We start from the raw sequence: 20,820 nt of genomic DNA, 5'->3' as shown, positions 1-20,820 counted from the left end.
GGCTATTTCAGACTTGGCGTTCCGTCTCGGGGAATGCCGGATACTTGTCAAGCAGTGCCGCGACAATCTTGCCGAAACCCAGCCCAAGTGACGATTTTACCATCAGCGCATCGCCCGGTTGCACCCATTGCAGGGCAAAATCGGCAAGTTCAGCTGTCGTCGGGAACCAGATGACAGTTACACTGTCCGGAAGCGCATCGCGAAGGGCGGCCATCGCCTCCCCAGCCAGCCAGACATGTTCGATACCACCGGCCAGCAGCGGTCCCGCCAGTTCCTCGTGTAGCTGGGCTGAGAATTCGCCCATCTCCAGCATGTCGCCGAGAACGGCAACGCGACGGCCATAACCCTGCGTTTCTGTTTCCGCAAGCACGGCAATCGCCGCCCGCATGGAGGCGGGGTTGGCGTTGTAGCTCTCATCGATCAGCAGGAAGGAGCCGCTTTCAATCGTCAGGCGATGGCGCTGTCCGCGCCCCTTGACTGCCTCGAGCGTTCCGAGCACCTCGAAGGCGCGGTCGAGATTGGCGCCGGTGACGGCAACAGCGCCAAGCACCGCCATGGCGTTGTCGGCAATATGCCTGCCGGGAATGTTCAGGTGCAATTCGCTCGTTTCGCCGTTCAGGATCGCCCAGATGGTCGAGCCCGTGGACGTGCTTTCGAAATCGGCCAGCCGGAAATCGGCCTTGGCATGCTGCCCGAAGGTCAGGATATGCTCGATACCCTGGTCCTGCGCCGCTTCTTCAAGTTGCTCGAACTGGGAGTTGTCACGGTTGAGGATGACGAAGCCGCCCTCCTCCAACCCTTCGAATATCTCCGCCTTGGCGCTCGCGATCTCTTCTATGTTCTTGAAATTGCCCAAATGAGCTGGCGCGATGGTGGTAATGATCGCGACATGCGGACGTACCATCTTGACCAGCGGACGGATTTCGCCGGAGTGGTTCATACCGATTTCGAAAACGCCGAATTCGGTATCGGCGGGCATGCGCGCCAACGTCAGCGGCACACCCCAGTGATTGTTGAAGGACGCCACCGCCGCATGAACCCGGCCCGAAGGCGCCAGAGCCTGCCGCAACATTTCCTTCGTCGTCGTCTTGCCGACAGAACCGGTCACCGCGATGATCCGCGCCGTGGTCCTTTCACGCGCCGCAATGGCGAGCTTGCCAAGCGCCGCGAGGACATCCTCCACGACGATCATGGGCACGGTCAGGCGGCCGAGGGCCGGCAGCTTGCCTTCGGCGACGACCAGCAGGCCCGCACCATTGGCGACAGCAAAACTCGTATAGTCATGGCCGTCGACCCTATCGCCCTTGATGGCGAAAAATGCTTCACCAGCCTTCACAGTCCGGCTGTCGATGGAAATGCCGGTGATACCGGTCGGCAGGTTCCCGACGGGACGCCCTGCCGTGATGGCGATCATGTCGGCGACTGTCCATAACCAATTCAAATCTTCAATCCTTCCAGCGCGGTACGCACCTGTTCATGATCGGAAAACGGCAGCGTCACGGAACCGACGATCTGCCCCTCTTCATGCCCCTTGCCCGCGACGATCAGCGTATCGCCGTTCGAAAGCAGCGACACCGCGTGACGGATCGCCTCTGCCCTATCGCCAATTTCCAACGCACCCGGCGCAGCCGCCATGACTTCGGAACGGATCGTTGCAGCGTCTTCCGAGCGCGGATTGTCGTCGGTAACGATGACGATGTCGGAAAGTCGTGTCGCCACTTCGCCCATGATCGGGCGCTTGCCCTTGTCACGGTCGCCGCCGCAGCCGAAGACGGTGATGATGCGGCCGGAGGTGAAGGGCCTGACCGAGGTCAGAACATTTTCAAGCGCATCCGGCTTGTGGGCATAATCCACATAGGCAAGCGCGCCGTTCTTCGTCTGGCCCACAAGTTCCAGGCGACCGGCAGCACCGATCAGCTTTTCAAGCGCCTTCATGGCCGTTGCGGCGGAAACGCCGGTGGACATGGCAAGACCGGCGGCGACGAGAGCATTGGCTACCTGAAAATCGCCGGCCAGCGGAATGTCGACTTCGTGGATCACGCCGTCATGGTGCACTTCGATCAGCTGCTTGTGACGGAAATGCTCTACACGCTTCAGCGTCAGATAATCGCCCTTCCGGCCAACGGTGCGCACATTGAGGCCTGCATCCGCGGCGGCGCGAATGGCCTTATCCGACCAAGGATCGTCGGCAAAAATGACGGCCGACGCGCCTCTTTCCATCAGCGTGTCAAACAGCCGCATCTTCGCGGCCATGTAGTCCTCGATGGTCGGGTGATAATCCATGTGATCACGGCCGAGATTGGTGAAACCGGCCGCAGCGAGCTTCACGCCGTCAAGGCGACGCTGGTCGAGGCCGTGGCTCGAAGCTTCCATGGCTGCATGGGTCACGCCTTCGGCAGCAAGCTCGGCGAGAAGCGCATGCAGCGTCACCGGATCCGGTGTGGTAAGCGCGCCATAATCTTCGCGGCCGGGAGCGATGACACCCGTCGTGCCGATCTGGGCGGCGGCATGGCCAGCGAAAGCCCAGATTTGCCGCACGAAGGAGGCAACGGAGGTCTTTCCCGCGGTGCCGGTAACGGCGACCATGGTTTCCGGCTGTTTTCCATAAAAACGGGAAGCGGCGAGCGAAAGGTAGAGGCGCGGGTCAGTGACAGCAAGGACCGGCACATCGGCATCCACCGCATGCCCGGAAACGACGGCAACCGCACCCTTGGCGACCGCGTCCTTCACATAGGCCGCGCCATCCGCCTTGGTTCCCGCAACCGCCACGAACAGGCTGCCGGGCGCAGCCTTGCGGCTGTCTGCGGTAATTCCCCCGATTTCGATTGCCCCTATCTCAGACAGGAGCAATTCATTCAATTCCGGAAACGCCGTCCCGGATATATCTCGCAAATTCATCGACTGTGTCCGTCTTGTCCCCCCGGCGCGATTCGCCGGAACACCATAAGCTCTAACAATCAATAAGACACGAGCAAGGCCGAGCCATCCTTGCCGAACTTCGGCTTCACGCCCAGCACTGCCGCCGTGCGGCTGATGATATCGTGCACCATCGGCGCAGCCGAGGTGCCTGCAAGTGCCGCGCCATTGCCCTTGTCCGTCTTCGGTTCGTCGATGAAAGAGAGCACCACATATTGCGGGTCGTCCATCGGGAATGCCGAAAGGAAGGCATTGAAGTTCTTGTCATGCACATAACGGCCATTGACGACCTTGTCAGCCGTACCGGTCTTGCCGCCGACATTGAAACCGTCGACGCGCGCATTACGGCCAGAACCGTTGACACCGTTCCATTCGAACAGGAAGCGCATATCCTTGCTGGCGCCGGGCTTCAGCACCTGTTTTGCGACCTGATCCGCCTGTTCGCGCGTGCGCGGCAGGAATGTCGGCTCGATCAACTTCCCACCATTGACGAGCGCGGCACCGGCAACTGCTGTCTGCAACGGCGTTGTTGAAACGCCGTGGCCGAATGAAATGGTGATCGAGTTGATCTTCTTCCATTCGCGGGGCTGCGAAGGCAGCGCCACTTCAGGCAGTTCGGTCTGCATGCGCGTCAGAAGGCCAAGCCGCGTCAGGAATTCCTTGTGTCCTTCGGTCCCCACGGTGTCGGCGATTTTTGCCGTACCGATGTTCGACGAATACTGGAAAATTTCCGGCACCGAGAGCATGCGGCCCTTGCCGTGGAAGTCCTTGATAGTGAAGCCACCGATGCGGATCGGATAACGCGCGTCGAACATATCGCCAAGGCGGACGCGACCCGAATCGAGACCCATGGCAATGGTAAAGGATTTAAAGGTGGAGCCCATTTCGAACGTGCCGTTCGACATGCGGTTGAGCCATCCTTCCTTGGCACCTTCTGCCGGGTTGTTCGGATCATAATCCGGCACGGAGGCCATAGCGAGCACTTCGCCGGTATGCACATCCAGAACCACAGCCCCCGCGCCGATCGCCTGGAACTTGGTAATGGCCGAGGTCACGACTTCACGCACGATGGACTGGACGCGTAGATCGATGGATAGCTTCACCGGCTCCAGCGGCTGATCGCTGGTCATGCCGAGCGCCGTCAGATCGGCCAGTCCCTGGCTGTCGACGTAACGTTCCATTCCGGCAACACCGCGATTGTCGATATTGACGTGACCGACAACATGGGCAGCTGTTGGCCCGCCAGGGTAGAAGCGGCGCTTTTCCGGGCGGAAACCGACACCGGGAATGCCGAGCGCCAGGATCTGGCTCTGCTGCTTCGGCGTCAACTGACGGCGCAGCCACTGAAAGCGCGAATTGGAGGAAAGCTTCTGATAGGTGCCGCGCTGGTCGAGATCTGGCAATACAGTGCGCAGCTTCTCGATGGCTTCGTCGATATCGACGATGCGATGCGGCTCTGCAAACAGCGAGACAGTGCGGATATCAGTCGCCAGAACCTCGCCGTTACGATCAAGAAGATCGGGACGCGACGCCATCAGCCGGTCGGCAGGGGCAATGCTCGAAACCGTCTCCTGCTCGGCAAGGCCATATTGCACCAGACGGCCGCCCACGACGCCGTAAAAGGCGATGAAGCCGAAAATGATGAGACCGACGCGGCTTTTCGCCTGGGCCGCCCTCTTCTTGCGAGCGCCCTCGAAAGCTGCATGGTCAGTATGAATGCCGGTGGTGCTGGCGGAAAAGTGAGCCTTGCTCTTCAGAACCATGACGCGGGAGAGAAAAGACATCAGCGGTCCACCGATCCAGTTATGGTTTCATCCATTTCGCCATCTTCATCGCCTGCGACAGCGGCGACGGCAGGAGCCGGAGCCGCCGTGGGACGGGAAACACGCGCCCGCGGTGTTGGAACAGGAGCGCCATTGGCGGCAATCTGGCCGGCGGGCGGTGATTTCTTCTTGGCAGTTCCGCCAAGCGTAGCGCCCGGCTTGGAGCCGTTGACGGCAGCGGCGATGACATCCGCAACGCTCATGCCTTCCGGCTCGGGCGGCTGCGGCAATTGCGAGCGCAGCATCGGCAATTCGCGCGGCTGCGCCAATTGTGTCGGCAGCGTCGGCGAAAGGCCAAGCTCGTCCTGATAGGCATTCACGAGACGATGAAGGCGGTTCGGCTGCGTCAGCAGTGCCCAGTCTGCCCGCAAAAGATCAATCGTGTCTTTTTCGAGCTTGATTTCGGTCTCGAGCTTGCGGACCTGTTCCAGCTTGAGATCGGTCTTGTGCTTGATCGAATAGGTCACCACCGCCGCAGCGACCATGACCCCCATCAACACGACATCGAATGTGCGCAGCATATCAGCCTCCCATCTTTTCAAGGCTGGCGAGATCGGGAAGTTCGAAAATCGAAAAATCTGCCGCCCGGGCAGGTGCCGCCGTGCGCAGGCCGGCGCGCAGCTTGGCCGAACGGGCCCGCGGATTGATCTCCGCCTCCTCGTCGCTTGCAGCGACCATCGGCTTGCCGATATTTTCGAAAATGGCGGGCTTGTCCTCCACCATCGGCAGATGGCGGGAACCCGCCGCCTTTCCGGAACGTTCGGAGAAGAATTTCTTGACGATGCGGTCTTCGAGCGAATGGAACGTGACGACAACCAGCCGGCCGCCGGGCTTCAAGGCCCGCTCGGCAGCAAACAGGGCCTGCGCCAATTCGCCGAGTTCGTCATTGACGAAAACGCGCAGCGCCTGAAACACCCGTGTTGCGGGATGGATCTTGTCTTTAGCCTTGCGCGGCGTAACGATTTCAATGAGGCCCGCCAGATCACGCGTGGTGCGGAATGGCTCTTCCGCCCTTCTCTTCTCGATGGCGCGGGCGATGCGGCCCGGCTGCTTTTCCTCGCCGAGAAAACCGAAGATGCGGATGAGATCGCCGACCTTGGCGCGATTGACGACATCCGCCGCCGAAACGCCGGAGCTGGACATGCGCATGTCGAGAGGACCGTTCTTCTGGAAGGAAAAACCGCGCTCGGCCTCGTCTATCTGCATGGAGGAAACGCCGATATCGAGAACCACGCCGTCAAGACCGCCTTCCGGCGCGTGCCTTGCCAGATCGGAAAATTGCGATTGAATGAGGGTAAGCCTGCCGCCATTTGCAGCAACCATGGCCTGGCCGCCGGCGATCGCGTTCGGATCGCGGTCAAGCGCGATGACATTGGCACCTTGATCGAGAATTGCCTGGGTGTAGCCACCGGCGCCGAAAGTGCCGTCGAGGATGACCTTGCCAGATGCGGGTTCGAGCGCAGCGATCACTTCGCGAAGCAGGACCGGGATGTGACGCTGAGGTCCCTCACCGGCATCAGAAGATCGCCCGCCAGAATTCGCCGCCATTCCGTGTCCCCGTCCTATGCGGGGCGTGCAGCCGAAAAACCGCGCCCCGCTCTTGCTGCCGCCTGCGCCGCCAAAAACGCCTGCGGTTGCCAAAGCTGAAAATGATCCGCTCGTCCAACGAAGGTGACATCCGTGGATATGCCGGTAAATTCCCGGACGAAATCCGTCACCATCAACCGACCTTCCTGATCGAGCTTCATGAAAACGCCGCCGCCGTGTACCAGCAGCGACATTGCGTTTGCCTCCGGCGAGAAGGCATCCATGGACGCGATCTGCCGCTCGTAGCGCTCCAGCAAATCCGGACCGCCGACACTGATTGCCGGAAACGCGAAATCCTGAAGACAATAAAGCTCCTGAATCCCACGCTGTGCCAGCACCGAACGAAACGGAGACGGAACCGAAACGCGCCCCTTGGCGTCGATCCTGTTCGTTACGTTCGATAAAAAGCGGTCCATTACTCAACTCGCCAAAACCGCATTCCGCAAAGCGAATCATCCGCCCCACAGACAACACCGGTACGCACGACACATCGCCAAGCGTCAGGGCGACATGCCCTGCAGCAGCCCGTTGCAGGCTCCTCACTCGTTTCAGCGATTGCGGGTCAAAAACACGACCCAGTGTGGTGTGCATTTGGGATACCATGGGACACTATGGGCGTCAATGGGAGAAGCCGGCACGATACCGACTCCGCATCGGAAATTCATAAGCCGTTAAGTTTAACGAATGGTTTACTTCGCACCCCATGATGCTTTTTCACGGCACACGAAGGCACGGTAAAACCACCGTTTTTCTATTTTAAAACAATGAAATGGATATTTCCTGCCGCGGCGCTCGCCTGCGGAATGGAAAAGAAATTCGCCAGTTGGCCTGTAAGCCGGGTTCTGTATGGCCCCGGTTTGACCCGGAACGTGGCAGCCATTCATCTGGGACGGCATTTGCATGCCGCCTCTCGCAACCCACCCGGATGACGGGCCCGGAAACCGGCTGTAGACGAAGGCTTTCGCCCGCGCCCCGTGTCATCCCTATTCGGTCTTGCTCCCGGTGGGGTTTACCTTGCCACCACTGTCACCAGCGGCGCGGTGGGCTCTTACCCCACCCTTTCACCCTTACCATGCCAGGCATGGCGGTTTGCTCTCTGTGGCACTTTCCCTGGGGTCGCCCCCGCCGGACGTTATCCGGCACCGTATTTCCGTGGAGCCCGGACTTTCCTCACCTTACCGTCTTTCGACATTGGTAAAGCGCGGCTGCCCAGCCAACTGGCATGGCGTCAATACCCATGTTCTTTGGCGAAAGCCACCGAAAAGCGTAACGGAAGATCAAAGAAATGCAGGCTTGAAATCCGTTGCATAGGCGTCGTTGCCAATTTTTCCATCCCGCAGCAACAGGGCGCCTAACCGCCCGATCTCGTCGGAACTCTTGGCCGCCGTACCGTTGCCGCCAGTCAGAACCGCAATGCGCGGTGACGTCGTAAAGCCGATGGCCGGATAACCGCCCGGCGTTTTGGACACCACGCAGGCGGCCATGGAAATGCGCGACCGGTCGATGGATGGCACCAAGGTCCCGACGATGGCGGAGAGATGGTCGCGAACGCTTTCGCGCCCGCCGGAACGGAACCATGCGCGTATTTCGGGATCGCTATCGAGCTTCTTATCATCGGGATCGCCGCCGATTTTCAGATAGAACCTGCCATCGGGATAACGGACGGGCGGCAGGAGATAGATATGTTTCGTCGTGTCGCGCGGCTCGTAAATCAGCGACGGCATGCCCGCATATTGTCCCAGCTCCGCCTCGTCTACCTCGAAGAAGGCGACGGTGCGCGCATAGACATTGAGAGCGACGGGCTGCGGCAACAAATCCTTCGTGATCGAGAAGCCACCCGCAGCGACCAGCACCCGGTCTGCCGTATAAACCGCGCCCGAGGCCGTCTCGACGCGTGCACGGCCAGCCTCTTCCCGCGTCGAGACGACTATATCGTCGATGAGCGTAACGCCGGCTTTGTCTGCCAGAACGCTCTGCGCCTTCACCAGCGCGCGCGGATTGACGTAACCGGCATTGTCCTTTTCGAACACGCCCTCGCAGCCCGGCTCGAAGGAGAAATAGGGAAAGGCGCTTTTCAGACCTGCGTCGTCAAGCATTTCCGTGGAAACCCGCAGACGCGCCGCTGCCTCACAGACGTTGTCGACAAAGGGATTGTCGCCACCGCGTTCAGGCCCAACCATCAGACAGCCGACGGGAGCGTAAAATTCCACGCCGCTCCTTGCCGCGATGTCGGTGTAGCGCGCGATCGAGCGGTTGGCGAGTAGCGCCCAGTCCGCATCGCCATCAATGGTGCGGGTAATGCGCGCCTCATCATAATGGCTGGCGAAAACACCCGGATGTGACTTGATGTCGGCAGGTTCACCGGGGCCGATCAGGGCCACACCTTCGGTGGTTTCCGCCAGATGGCGGGCGGCGGCAGCACCCATCATGCCACGACCGACAACGATATATTTGAAATGTCCCGACATGCCGCCCTCTTCGCCTCAACCCGCTCTAGTACAGCTGCGATTTTGTAGCCACTTCGCTGCTGAATGTCAGATAAAAACCGGCGACATTTCGGCGGCAAAATCACTCTCGGTCAGCTGGCCATGCAGAAGCAGCACCGCGCTTAGCCGCCCGATTTCGTCGGAAGACTTGGCGGAAACGAAATTGCCACCGGTCAGAACCGCGATATTGGAAGATTGCGTATAGCCTATATATGGATAACCGCTACGAGTAATGGATGCGACGCAGGAACCAGAGGTCACGGGGCAGCCCGCAAGTTCCGGCATGAGCGATAGCGCCCGTTTCGTCAGGAATTCCACTTCGCCCGGCGTGCCGTCGGAATGAAACCAGCCGACTGCTTCGGCCAGCGTTTCCAGCCTGCCCTTTTCGCTCTCACCGCCGATCTTCAGATAGACCTTGCCGTCGGGGTAACGCACAGGGGGCAGAATATAGACGATATCGTCCTCGGTCTCCGCCAGCACGATGGTCGAGGGCATGGAGCCGAAGAGGGCTTGCCTTGCTTCGTCCAGTTCGAAAAACACGATGGTGCGGCCCGTTGCCGCCATATCGACCGGGGAAGGCAGAAGATCAGCCATGTTGGTGAAACCGCCAGCCGCCACTATGACCTTTTCGGCCGTGTGTACGGCCCCTTCCCTGGTGGAAACTTCCACACCTTGGGAGGTATCGCGAACATGCGCCGCCGTCTCGCGGATCAGTCGCGCGCCCTGCGCAGCAGCAATCTTGCATTGCGCCCTCACAAGCGCACGCGGATTGACGTGGCCGGCATTGTGCGCCTCGAAGTAACCGTCGTGATCCGACGGCAGGGAAAACATCGGGAACCGGCCAGCCAGCGCATCGCTGCCAATCGTTTCCACGCCTAGACCGAGACGGTCGGTCGAGACCAAGGCTCGCGAAACGTAGTCTCCGGCAAGCCCCTTACCGTTTCCCGTAAACAGGCAGCCCGCTTCGGTGAAGAAACGGATGCCGCTTTTTGCTTCGATCTCGGCATAGCGCCGGATGGAGCGTTGCGCCAGCTCCGCCCATACGGGATCGCCATCGAAACCACGGGTGATGCGCGCCTCGTCATAGTGACTTGAAAACACACCGTTATGGGTCTTGCGATCGGCGGGTTCATCCGGCCCGATCAGCGCCACGCCATCCGTTTGCGCCGAAAGGTGTCTCGCTGCCGCCGCACCCATCATTCCGGCACCGACCACGATATATTTGAAATCCGGCATGTCATGCTCCGCATCAGGTTTGCTCCTGACTACAGCATGAACGCATAAACCGGAATCGATTTTCGTGACGTCCGAAACATGCCGCGCAAGAGCGTGCAGCGGTTTTGCAATAACGAGATGCGTTAAAACAAGGACCTAAAGCTTATGGCCAATCTGAAACATCACGACACGCTTGAGCAAAAGACCTCAGCTGGCCAGAAGCGCCTGGACCTTGCCGCAATAACGCTTGGACACCGGGTTCATGCGGGTGGCGCCGTGGCCGGCATTGTAACGCAGGATCGTGCTGCAAACCTCACCGCCGCCAAGCTGGTGTGCGGTTGCCAGATATTGCATGCCCCAGCGAATATTGGTCTCGGGGTCGAAGAGGGCTTTGGTCGTGCCGCGAAAGCCCATCATGCGCGCCGTTGCCGGCTTGATCTGCATCAGCCCGACCTCGCCTGCGCTGCCGCGAGCCCTAGGGTTGAACTTGCTTTCTACAGAAACGACGGCATGGGCCAGATTGGTGGGGACGCCGTAACGCTTGGCATATTTGACGATCAGATCGGAATAGTCGTTCTTGAGCGACGAAGGCAGGCTCTTTTCGGGAACGGGATAACCGGGCGTACGGAAGAAGGTCCCCAGCGTCACGGTTTTGGTCTTGACGTCCTCGTCTTTGGCAAAAGCAATCCCCGCCTGCGAAACGAGCATAGCAACGCCCGCTGCGACAGCAACAAAAACTCTGTTCATCTGTTGAAATAGTCTCCAGATCGGATAACCGGAACAATGAAACGATAAAAACGTCCAGCGCGCGGAAAGTCGATTACGACCTTCTACCGTCCAGTCTCCTTGATTGATATTGACGGCAAGCTCCCCTGAAGAACAGCACCGCGTCCACTGCGGCTCTTAGACTTCCTCAATGCGGATTAACTGTGGCACAACAAAAAAATCGACTTGCGCGACCGGGAAACGGGGAAGGCTTTTCCAGAAACGGCGTTCAAACGGCCGAAAATTTCGGAAGGCTGGCAATCAGCCGATGCAGCGTGTCGATCGTGGAAAAATCCGCGATACCATCCACCAGCGCCGGGCGGAAATGCCGCTGAAAGGCGGCCACGGCACCTTCTGTTTTTTCGCAATATGCGCCTGTTATTTCAACGCCATATCCGTAAATGGATAGCATGGACTGGAGCGCTTCCACCGGCTGGCCGTGATCGCCGCGCTGAAAAAAACGTCCGCCGCGGATCGGCGCAGGCTCCACCCAATGACCGACACCGTGCCGCGACAGGATGTCCCATGGGAATTTTTCACCCGGATCAACCTTGCGGATCGGCGCCACATCGGAATGCGCAAGCACCCTTTCAGGGGCGATAGACCACCGCTGGCCGCAATCGCGACACAATTCGATGACGGCAGCCACCTGTTTTTCCGGAAATTCCGGCAGGCCGCCCGGATGGCCCTGATTGGCGATTTCAATCCCGATGGAGCGGGAATTGATGTCCGCCTCCCCCGCCCAGCTGCTTTTGCCCGCATGCCAGGCGCGGCGAGTTTCCGCAACAAGCTGCATGACACGCCCGTCTTCAAAAACGAAATAGTGGCTGGATACCTGGCTTTCGGGATTGCAGAGCCACGAAAGGGCGCCATCGGCTGTCGTCATGCCGGTATAGTGCAGGAGAATGATATCCGGGCCTGCCACGCCCTGTCTTTCGCCATGGTTGGGAGAAGGCACAATGGTTGCGCCCCCGAAATCCGGGTTGAAATCCGGCAGAAATTCACTCATGCGACGCGGCGTTCTTTCTCGATGGCCTCATAGGCGGCATTGAGAGCCGCCATACGCTCATTCGCGGCAGCGTGCAATTCCATCGGCACACCGCGCGCGATGAGCTTGTCCGGGTGGTGCTCGGCAACCAGTGAACGGTAACGCTTGCGGATATCCAGAAAGTCGTCCGAGGGCGAAACGCCAAGCACACGATAGGGATCGCGCCCATCCATATGGACGTGCCGTGCCATGATCGTTTCGAAATGATCTTCGGTAATATGGAAGATTTCCGCGATACGGCCGAGGAACGCCAGTTCCCGCTCGTGGATCAAGCCGTCTGCCTTGGCGATGTGGAACAGGCCATCGATGACGCTTTCCAGCATCTCGCAATTGTCATGGCCGGAGCCGCAAAGACCGGCAAGACGCTCGGCATAGGCCTCGTATCCCGCAACGTCCTGGCGTGCGAGATTATAAAGGCGGGCAACGTTTCTGGCCTCTTCTTCAGGAAAATCGAAAATCTGCCGGAAGGCGCGCACTTCGGCATCGTTCACGACACCATCGGCCTTTGCCATCTTTGCCGACAGCGCGATAATGGCCACGGAAAAAGAAACCTTGCGGCGGGTCTCCGGATCTCCCTCGAAAAGGGTGCGGATCGCCTCCACCACGCGACCGAGCGTGCTGCCTGCCGCGTCACCGATCGCGCCGAGCAGCCGTTCCCACAGGGATGAAATATGCAAACAGGCGAAATCGAACATCATGACGCCAAGCATGACGGCATATCGCCGTGAATGCAATATGCGCGGCGCCGCTGCGGCATTAACTTTTATTCATTTTTGCGACAGTTTTTCTTCAGGAGCAAGGGGGCGGCAAACGGGAGAGCAACGGTTTTCCACAGACGGCGAAGCCTGGTGCAAGGTTGGAGGCGATTGAAACGATTATATTCGGCTTCGTTGCCCAAGCTGCTGAAAAACCGCGAGAAATCGGCATTTTTCGTGATAAATTCACTTTACACCTACACGTGGCTGTCGCATCCATTTGCCAGACATATCTTTCTATCCAAGCAAAGGAGAGCCACAATGGCCAAACAGAAAGTCGCAATGCTGACCGCGGGTGGCCTTGCTCCCTGTCTCTCTTCAGCCGTTGGCGGCCTGATCGAGCGTTATAGCGACGTCGCGCCTGATATTGACATTGTGGCCTATCGTTCCGGCTATCAGGGCGTGCTTCTGGGCGACCGGATCGAGATCAACAAGGACATGCGCGAAAAGGCGCATCTGCTGCACCGTTATGGCGGATCGCCGATCGGCAACAGCCGCGTAAAGCTCACCAACGCTGCCGATTGCGCCAAGCGCGGGCTGGTGAAAGAGGGTGAAAATCCGCTGCGCGTTGCCGCCGAACGGCTGGCTGCCGACGGCATCACCATTCTCCACACCATCGGCGGCGACGACACCAACACGACGGCCGCCGACCTTGCCGCCTATCTCGGCGCCAATGGGTACGATCTGACCGTCGTCGGGCTGCCGAAGACCGTGGATAACGACGTGGTTCCGATCAGGCAGTCGCTCGGCGCATGGACCGCGGCCGAAGTGGGCGCTTCCTTCTTCGACAATGTCAGCAACGAGCAGAGTGCTGCGCCGAAGACCTTTGTCATCCACGAAGTCATGGGCCGCCATTGCGGCTGGCTGACGGCTGCGACCGCCCGCGCCTACATCCAGAAGACCAACGGCAATGAATATGTCGAAGGACTGATGATGAACACGCAGATGAAGAACATAGACGGCATCTACCTGCCGGAAATGGCGTTCGACATCGAAGCGGAAGCCGAACGGCTGAAGGCGATCATGGACAAACACGGCTACGTCACGTTGTTCGTTTCCGAAGGTGCGGGGCTCGATTCCATCGTTGCCGAACGCGAAGCCGCCGGTGAGGCCGTCAAGCGCGATGCCTTCGGCCATGTGAAGATCGACACCATCAATGTCGGCGGCTGGTTCCAGAAGCAATTCGCCGGCCTCATCGGCGCCGAACGCTCCATGGTCCAGAAATCCGGTTACTTCGCCCGCTCCGCTCCCGCCAATGGCGATGATCTGCGCCTCATCCAGGGCATGGTCGATCTTGCCGTCGAAAGCGCGCTGAACAAGGTCTCGGGCGTCACCGGCCACGACGAAGACCAAAAGGGTAAATTGCGGACCATCGAGTTTCCGCGTATCAAGGGCGGAAAGCATTTCGACCTGTCTGCAAAATGGTTTACCGAAGTGATGGAACACGTCGGTCAACCGTTCACAGCGGCCTAATTTTACGATAGGCTGGAGAAAGCGGCGACAGGGAGGGCAAGGAGGAAGAGAATGTCTGGACAGGCGTGGCTGGTTTTTTGTGCAGCATGTGCCGTTGTGTTCGCACTTCCCTCTCCCCTTGTATTCTCTGTCGCCTCCTATGCCGCTATCCGCGGCAGAAAAACGGTGTTTGCCTCTGTCACTGGCGGCGCGCTTGGCATCGTCACAGCCATGACGATATCTGCGATTCCAGCGGCTGGCCTTGCCTATCTGCCGCATGCCTTTGTGGAAATCGTTCAGTGGACTGGTATCGGCTGGCTGATTCTTTTCCTGTTATGGAACTTTGCCACCCCCGCCGCCCAGGCAGCCAATGCAGACAATGACAATCTGCCCGGCAAATCATCCAGCGGCATTTTCCGTGATTGCTACGCCATTGCAGCGTTGCGTCCGCGCTATTTCATGTTCTTCCTGGCACTGTTGCCGCAATTCGTTTCCACCTCCGGCAATGCGGTCGAAACGCTGGCCGTAGCGCAGGCCGCAATCCTGTTGCTGGCACTTGGCATTCTGGCAGCGCAGGCACTCTTCGCCGGCTCCACGCTGGCACTGGTGCGCCGCATGTCCGGCAACAAAAAAATCCGGCCGAAATACCGCACTCACTTCATTTCTGGCCGTGCCGTCAGCGCCGGATACCGCCGCATCGCCGCCTGAAAAACCGCGACGCCACGTCCCGGCTTGCCGCTATCCTTACAATAGGTTAATGAAGGCTCGATGGGACACTGCCTGCTTCGCTCGACGCGGGGGTATCGACAGACAGGCATAACGAAGGCGGCAACATGCGAAATTCGGCAAAATTCCGCGGAAGAAGCGCACTTCTTCTGTCTTCCACGGTGGGCCTTGCACTGGCTTTGGCCGGATGCACCAGCGTAGAATATGCCGCAAAGGAAGGGCCGAACGGCCCGAAAATAGCCGCAGTCAACCAGACCGCACCGGCACAAGCCTCCGCACAGTCGGAAACGGCTGGTACCCCGGCTGATACCGCCGCACCGGCAGCACATGCCACTGACGTGACAGCCTCTTCCCAGCCCGAATCGCTTCCAACCGTCGCCGCCGTCAAGGGTGGCCGCGTGGCGCTGCCGCCGGCAGCCGAAATTGCAGCGGCAGTGGCGAGCCCAACCCAGATGCAGCCGCAGCAACAACAGACAGAGGTCGCGCAGGCAACGGTAACGACAGCCGCGCCGACGACGGCTGCGGCTCTTGCACCGCACGCCGCAACGCCGGCAGCCGCAGCGATCGAAACCGCAAGTGCCGCCGCGAAACCGGCGGCCCACAACTCTGCCGCCGACCTGCCGCAGGTGGTTGCCGTCAAGGGCAGCTTCCCGCCCGCACCGCCGCCGCCCGGAACGCCGTCGATCGGTACCGAACTGACCGCGGAACGGAAAGTCATTCCCCTGCCCAAGCCGGACAGCACGGTTCTGGCCTATGCGGCCGGTCCGACCAACGCCGCCCTTGCCGCTATCCGGCAGAACGAAACGATGACGGCGCCGTACAAATCCGCGCCAGCCGGACGTGAAAAGCTGAGCGGGCTTATTTCGAAATACGCTGTCATGTATAATGTGCCTGAAGATTTGGTGCATCGCGTGGTGCAGCGTGAAAGCAGATACAATCCCGGCGCCTATAATGGCGGCCACTTCGGCCTGATGCAGATCAAGCACGCCACGGCCCGCTCCATGGGCTTTGATGGCCCCGCCTCTGGCCTGTTCGATGCCGAAACCAACCTCAAATATGCCGTCAAATATCTGAGCGGCGCCTGGCTTGTTGCCGACAACAACCGGGACAATGCTGTCAGGCTTTATGCACGCGGTTATTATTACGATGCCAAGCGCAAGGGCATGCTGCACGTTCTGCGCAAGTAAGCCTTTGAGCAGCACCGGGAATGCAATGCGGCAAAGCGGCTTTTCTTAAAAACGTCGAGCACGTCACTTTTGTCATCCTCGGGCTTGTCCCTGGGATCTGCAAGCTTTTGATTTTACGATATGTGGCTGGATCCTCGGTACAAGCCCGAGGATGACGTCGCATCCAAATCAAAGCTTGAGACCCGAGTGGTTTCACACCGCCTTTTCGATTCGTTACGTCGGCCCACAACCCCTGTCATCAAACTGTAGCGTCGTGACTGTAGACGCCTCTCAATCTATTGAGAGGTGAACATATGACGAGTGCGGCACCCAAGACCGGCTTCAGCAAGAATACGAAACTGAAGTCCGCATTGCTCCAGCACAAGGCGCTCTCGAAAAGCGGTTTTTCCGAACGGTTCTTCGGGGTTCTCTTTTCCGGTCTGGTTTATCCGCAAATCTGGGAAGACCCGGAAATCGATATGGAAGCGATGGAGCTTGCTGAAGGCCACCGCATCGTCACCATCGGCTCGGGCGGCTGCAACATGCTGGCCTACCTCTCCCGCAACCCTGCCAGCATCGATGTGGTGGATCTCAACCCGCATCACATCGCCCTCAACAAACTGAAGCTTGCCGCCTTCCGCCATCTCCCGGCCCATCAGGATGTGGTTCGCCAGTTCGGCCGCGCCAATACGCGCAGCAATAGTCACGGCTACGACCGATTCATCGCCGACCATCTCGACGACACGACCAAGGCCTACTGGTCGAAACGCACCCTATCCGGCCGTCGCCGCATCTCGGTATTCGACAGGAACATATACCGCACCGGTCTGCTCGGCCGTTTCATCGGCGCCGGCCACCTTATGGCGCGCCTGCACGGCGTCAAGCTGACCGAAATGGCCAATAGCCGCACGCTGGACGAACAGCGTCGGTTCTTCGACAGCAAGGTCGCACCGCTGTTCGACAAGCCGGTGGTGCGCTGGCTGACGAAGCGAAAAAGTTCGCTGTTCGGCCTTGGCATTCCACCCCGCCAATATGACGAGCTGGCAAGCCTTTCCAGCGACGGCACCGTCGCCTCCGTCCTCAAGGAGCGGCTTGAAAAGCTTGCCTGCAACTTTCCGCTCAGCGACAATTATTTCGCCTGGCAGGCCTTCGCGCGCCGTTATCCCGAGCCGCATGAGGGTGCCCTGCCCGCTTATCTCAAGCGGGAATATTACGAGACGATCCGCGACAACACCGCCCGCGTTGCCGTGCACCACGCCACCTATACCGAGCTGCTTTCCAAAAAGCCGGCAAACGGCGTCGATCGCTACATTCTGCTCGATGCGCAGGACTGGATGACGGACGTGCAGCTCAACGAATTGTGGTCGCAGATCAGCCGCACCGCCGCTCCCGGCGCCCGCGTCATCTTCCGCACCGCTGCCGAAAAGAGCGTGATCGAAGGCCGTCTCTCGGCCGATATCCGCAACCAGTGGATCTATCTCGAGAAACGCTCCAATGAGCTCAACGCCATGGACCGTTCGGCCATCTATGGCGGCTTCCATATCTATCAGAGGGCTCTGGCATGAAAACCATCGGCGAGAATGTCGGCCTTGCGGATGAGGCGCATGCGAGCCTGATGGACCGCATGTATCGCCACCAGCGGCATATCTACGATATTACCCGCAAATATTACCTTCTGGGCCGCGACAGGACCATTTCCGGCCTCGACGTGCCCAAGGGTGGCACGCTGCTTGAAGTCGGCTGCGGTACCGGCCGCAACCTGCTGCTGGCCAGCCGCAAGTTTCCGGAAGCAAGACTGTTCGGTCTCGATATCTCCGCCGAAATGCTGCTGACCGCATCCGAGAATTTTACCGGAAAGACGGAACGCCCCGTTCTGCGCGTGGCCGACGCCACCGCTTTCCGCGCCGCAGAATTCGGTCAGCCGGACGGTTTCAACCGAGTCATGATCCCCTATGCGCTTTCGATGATACCGGACTGGGAAAAGGCGATTGAACAGGCACTGACAGCTCTCAAGCCCGGCGGCTCGCTGCACATCGTCGATTTCGGCCAGCAGGAACAATTGCCCAAGTGGTTCCGCGCACTTTTGCAGGCATGGCTCACCCGCTTCCACGTCACGCCCCGCGCCAATCTCCGTTACGTTTTGGCCAACATGGCAGGCCGTTTTGACGGTAATCTCGAATTCGAGGAGATTGCCCGGGGTTACGCCTGGCGGGCCATCATCACGCTTCCGGTCGCCGAAGTGCAGCCAAAAGTCAGCCGTATTCTGGCAGACGCCTGATCTTCAAGGGTTAAGGCGCCTCGCCTCTGCAAATGCGGGCAAGACGCTGCCAGCCTACGGTCCTACAAGTATACGCCACTGGGACTGAAAGACCGCAAATCTCTTGGAATCCAGCGACTTGCCAGCCGAAAAAAGGCCACTGCCCCTTGCCATAACGGCTTGTTTACCATGTTATGGGTAAATCGGGAGACGCGGTGCGCCATTTTGCGGCTGCGGATGGGCAACAATAATTCATCAGGGTTCCAATGCGGCTGCGTCTATCGGCACTTTTGTCGGCTATGTTGTTGATCGGCGGCTGTACGTCCACGAGCTATGACCTGCTTGAAACCGCGTCTGTTTCCAAGCCGAAATTCTCCGATACCGACCCGCAGGATTTTGGCACGAACAACCCGCATCGCCACGAGGTGCATGGCATCGACGTGTCCAAATGGAATGGCGACGTCGACTGGCGGACCGTTCGCAAATCCGGCGTTTCCTTCGTCTTCATCAAGGCCACCGAAGGCTCAGACCGCATCGATCCGAAATTCGGCGACCATTGGCGCAGTGCGGCGGCGGCAGATATCCTGCACGCGCCATACCATTTCTATTATTTCTGCTCGACGGCGGACGCTCAGGCCGACTGGTTCATCAGCAACGTGCCAAAGGAAGCCGTCACCCTGCCACCGGTTCTCGATGTGGAATGGAACCCCTCCTCCCCCACCTGCAAGACGCGCCCGGCCCCTGGCATCGTCCGCGCCGAGATGCAGCGTTTCCTCGACCGCCTCGAGGCCCATTACGGCAAGCGCCCGATCATCTACACCTCGGTCGACTTCCACCGCGACAACCTCGTTGGCCAGTTCAAGAATTACCATTTCTGGGTGCGCTCCGTCGCCGCGCATCCCGCCAAGATTTACGAAGACCGGCAGTGGGCCTTCTGGCAATATACGGCCACCGGCGTCGTGCCCGGCGTCAACGGCCCAACCGACATCAATGTCTTCGCCGGAAGTGAGAAAAACTGGCGGAAATGGATCGCTTCGGCCAAATAATACGGCCAAGAAGCAACACATTCGAAAAATCGGCGTTCTTCTGCACCGGCAGATCGCTGGACCCGTTTTTTTGTCGCAAACATGTGGGTAAAGCGGGCTAACAACCTATCGAGGAAATTCCCATGCCCACTTTTCGGTCGCGCAGCATCATTTTTGCCGCCGCTCTGTCGCTTCTCTCCACCGGCTCCGCCCTTGCCACACCGCCTGTGGCCTCGCCTGACGATCCAAAGCAGGTTGCCTGCGGCGGTGATCTCGGCGCATTTCTCGAGGGCGTGAAGGCTGAGGCCGCTGCCAAGGGTGTTCCGGCGGCTGCCATCGAAAAGGCGCTGGCCGGCGCGCAGATAGACCCCAAAGTGCTTTCACGTGACCGCGCACAGGGCGTCTTCCGCCAGACCTTCCTCGAATTTTCCCAGCGCACCGTCAGCCAGGCCCGTCTCGATATCGGCCGCAAGAAGCTGCAGGAGCTGTCATCGACCTTTGCCCGTGCCGAGAACGAATTCGGCATACCGGCTGGCGTCATTGCCGCTTTCTGGGCCATGGAGACCGATTTCGGTGCCGTCCAGGGCGATTTCAACACCCGTAACGCGCTGGTGACCCTCTCGCACGATTGCCGCCGCCCGGAACTCTTCCGTCCGCAATTGCTGGCGCTCATCGAAATGGTCCAGCACGGCGATCTCGACCCCACGTCCAACACGGGTGCATGGGCCGGTGAAATCGGCCAGGTACAGATGCTGCCCAAGGACATCATCGCCTTCGGCATCGATGGTGATGGCGATGGCCATGTCAACGTCAAGAGCAGCGCACCGGATGCAATCCTCACGGCGGCGAAATTCATCCAGCACCTCGGTTTCAAGAAGGGCGAACCCTGGATGCAGGAAGTTTCCGTACCGGAAAACCTGCCCTGGGAGAAATCCGGCCTCGGCGGTTCGCTCACCGCCGGTGACTGGTTTACCCTCGGCGTGACCCCGCGCGACGGTAACAAAAATTTCGCCTCCCTGCCCGCAGCCCTCATCATGCCGCAGGGCCGCAAGGGACCGACCTTCCTCACCTATCCCAACTTCAACATCTATCTGGAATGGAACCAGTCGTTCATCTACACGACCTCGGCTGCCTATTTCGCCAACCGTCTGATGGGCGCCCCTGTCTATAACAAGGGCAATCCCGATCCGGGCTTCGATGACGCGACGATGAAAGAGTTGCAGACCAAGCTTGAAGCGCGCGGCCACGATGTTGGCAAGGTGGATGGAATTCTCGGTTCCGGCACCCGCGTCGCCATCCAGAAGGAACAGCAGCGTCTCGGAATCCCTGCGGATGGATGGCCGACCCAGGCACTTCTCCAGGCGCTTTAACCTGTGTTAATCGCACCTTCGGGCCTTTAATCTATCGGCCGGAATCAAGGCTTAAACTGTTAATCTCGACCGGATGACTGGGGATAACACCCCGGTCATTTACTTTTTTTAAAGATATGAAGCACTGCGTGATGAGAAAATAATCTTTTATTTTCAATGAATTACAGAAGTTACTTTTTTTAGCGGCGACAAAGCATGCTGCACCGCATCACAGAAACCGCTTTTCAAG

18 protein-coding genes and 1 other RNA gene are annotated in these 20,820 nt (G+C 59.3%); 7 read left to right on the top strand and 12 right to left on the bottom strand.

All coding sequences use genetic code 11. From position 1 onward, the window contains the following. Positions 1-7: 7 nt before the first annotated feature. The 12 genes from ACQZ5Y_RS11655 to ACQZ5Y_RS11600 all read right to left on the bottom strand — a co-directional run bounded on the left by ACQZ5Y_RS11655 (position 8) and on the right by ACQZ5Y_RS11600 (position 12,538). The gene (locus ACQZ5Y_RS11655; RefSeq protein ID WP_174049759.1) at positions 8-1,441 is read right to left on the bottom strand and encodes a UDP-N-acetylmuramoylalanyl-D-glutamyl-2,6-diaminopimelate--D-alanyl-D-alanine ligase; all 1,434 of its coding nucleotides are present in this window, start codon (positions 1,439-1,441) and stop codon (positions 8-10) included. Continuing rightward, positions 1,438-2,898, bottom strand: a complete 1,461-nt coding sequence (locus ACQZ5Y_RS11650; protein ID WP_174049761.1) for a UDP-N-acetylmuramoyl-L-alanyl-D-glutamate--2,6-diaminopimelate ligase — start codon at positions 2,896-2,898, stop codon at positions 1,438-1,440. Before ACQZ5Y_RS11650 ends, ACQZ5Y_RS11655 begins: the two co-directional genes overlap by 4 nt. Positions 2,899-2,957: 59 nt before the next feature. Continuing rightward, the gene (locus ACQZ5Y_RS11645) at positions 2,958-4,700 is read right to left on the bottom strand and encodes a peptidoglycan D,D-transpeptidase FtsI family protein (protein ID WP_003513230.1); all 1,743 of its coding nucleotides are present in this window, start codon (positions 4,698-4,700) and stop codon (positions 2,958-2,960) included. Beyond that, complete coding sequence (gene ftsL / locus ACQZ5Y_RS11640) at positions 4,700-5,260, bottom strand: cell division protein FtsL (RefSeq protein WP_019565277.1); 561 nt, start codon at positions 5,258-5,260, stop codon at positions 4,700-4,702. The genes ACQZ5Y_RS11645 and ftsL overlap by 1 nt, the downstream gene beginning before the upstream one ends. 1 nt (position 5,261) lies before the next feature. Further along, complete coding sequence (gene rsmH / locus ACQZ5Y_RS11635) at positions 5,262-6,287, bottom strand: 16S rRNA (cytosine(1402)-N(4))-methyltransferase RsmH (protein ID WP_013636514.1); 1,026 nt, start codon at positions 6,285-6,287, stop codon at positions 5,262-5,264. A gap of 14 nt (positions 6,288-6,301) precedes the next feature. After that, complete coding sequence (gene mraZ / locus ACQZ5Y_RS11630; RefSeq protein ID WP_003513235.1) at positions 6,302-6,742, bottom strand: division/cell wall cluster transcriptional repressor MraZ; 441 nt, start codon at positions 6,740-6,742, stop codon at positions 6,302-6,304. Between the two features lie 399 nt (positions 6,743-7,141). Beyond that, positions 7,142-7,547: RNase P RNA component class A (gene rnpB / locus ACQZ5Y_RS11625), an RNA gene on the bottom strand. Between the two features lie 56 nt (positions 7,548-7,603). Then, on the bottom strand, positions 7,604-8,794 hold the full coding sequence (locus ACQZ5Y_RS11620) for an FAD-dependent oxidoreductase (RefSeq protein ID WP_111783562.1): 1,191 nt from the start codon (positions 8,792-8,794) through the stop codon (positions 7,604-7,606). A 66-nt stretch (positions 8,795-8,860) separates the two neighbouring features. After that, positions 8,861-10,048: an NAD(P)/FAD-dependent oxidoreductase gene (locus ACQZ5Y_RS11615; protein ID WP_174049763.1), complete on the bottom strand. Its 1,188-nt coding sequence runs from the start codon at positions 10,046-10,048 to the stop codon at positions 8,861-8,863. Positions 10,049-10,234: 186 nt separating this feature from the next. Continuing rightward, positions 10,235-10,774 (bottom strand): lytic transglycosylase domain-containing protein, encoded by a 540-nt coding sequence (locus tag ACQZ5Y_RS11610; protein ID WP_003513258.1) that lies wholly within the window; start codon positions 10,772-10,774, stop codon positions 10,235-10,237. Positions 10,775-11,021: 247 nt separating this feature from the next. Continuing rightward, positions 11,022-11,801, bottom strand: a complete 780-nt coding sequence (locus tag ACQZ5Y_RS11605; RefSeq protein ID WP_111783564.1) for an N-acetylmuramoyl-L-alanine amidase — start codon at positions 11,799-11,801, stop codon at positions 11,022-11,024. Then, positions 11,798-12,538, bottom strand: coding sequence for a J domain-containing protein (locus ACQZ5Y_RS11600; protein WP_013636520.1), 741 nt, complete (start codon positions 12,536-12,538; stop codon positions 11,798-11,800). The genes ACQZ5Y_RS11605 and ACQZ5Y_RS11600 overlap by 4 nt, the downstream gene beginning before the upstream one ends. Before the next feature lie 318 nt (positions 12,539-12,856). Here ACQZ5Y_RS11600 and ACQZ5Y_RS11595 point away from each other — a divergent pair, with 318 nt between their 5' ends. The 7 genes from ACQZ5Y_RS11595 to ACQZ5Y_RS11565 all read left to right on the top strand — a co-directional run bounded on the left by ACQZ5Y_RS11595 (position 12,857) and on the right by ACQZ5Y_RS11565 (position 20,591). Beyond that, positions 12,857-14,068: a pyrophosphate--fructose-6-phosphate 1-phosphotransferase gene (locus ACQZ5Y_RS11595; RefSeq protein ID WP_003513264.1), complete on the top strand. Its 1,212-nt coding sequence runs from the start codon at positions 12,857-12,859 to the stop codon at positions 14,066-14,068. A 51-nt stretch (positions 14,069-14,119) separates the two neighbouring features. Beyond that, positions 14,120-14,755, top strand: coding sequence for a LysE family translocator (locus ACQZ5Y_RS11590; RefSeq protein ID WP_111783565.1), 636 nt, complete (start codon positions 14,120-14,122; stop codon positions 14,753-14,755). 125 nt (positions 14,756-14,880) lie between these two features. After that, the gene (locus ACQZ5Y_RS11585; RefSeq protein WP_113157320.1) at positions 14,881-15,960 is read left to right on the top strand and encodes a transglycosylase SLT domain-containing protein; all 1,080 of its coding nucleotides are present in this window, start codon (positions 14,881-14,883) and stop codon (positions 15,958-15,960) included. Between the two features lie 293 nt (positions 15,961-16,253). After that, the gene (locus ACQZ5Y_RS11580) at positions 16,254-17,504 is read left to right on the top strand and encodes a BtaA family protein (RefSeq protein WP_174049765.1); all 1,251 of its coding nucleotides are present in this window, start codon (positions 16,254-16,256) and stop codon (positions 17,502-17,504) included. Further along, the gene (locus ACQZ5Y_RS11575; protein ID WP_174049767.1) at positions 17,501-18,217 is read left to right on the top strand and encodes a class I SAM-dependent methyltransferase; all 717 of its coding nucleotides are present in this window, start codon (positions 17,501-17,503) and stop codon (positions 18,215-18,217) included. Before ACQZ5Y_RS11580 ends, ACQZ5Y_RS11575 begins: the two co-directional genes overlap by 4 nt. Before the next feature lie 245 nt (positions 18,218-18,462). Continuing rightward, the gene (locus tag ACQZ5Y_RS11570) at positions 18,463-19,242 is read left to right on the top strand and encodes a glycoside hydrolase family 25 protein (RefSeq protein ID WP_013636525.1); all 780 of its coding nucleotides are present in this window, start codon (positions 18,463-18,465) and stop codon (positions 19,240-19,242) included. 122 nt (positions 19,243-19,364) lie between these two features. Then, positions 19,365-20,591, top strand: a complete 1,227-nt coding sequence (locus ACQZ5Y_RS11565; protein WP_003513276.1) for a lytic murein transglycosylase — start codon at positions 19,365-19,367, stop codon at positions 20,589-20,591. Positions 20,592-20,820: the final 229 nt, after the last annotated feature.

It is taken from the genome of Agrobacterium sp. A3-95, assembly GCF_053521785.1.
This window is presented reverse-complemented; position numbering and strand designations above follow the sequence as displayed.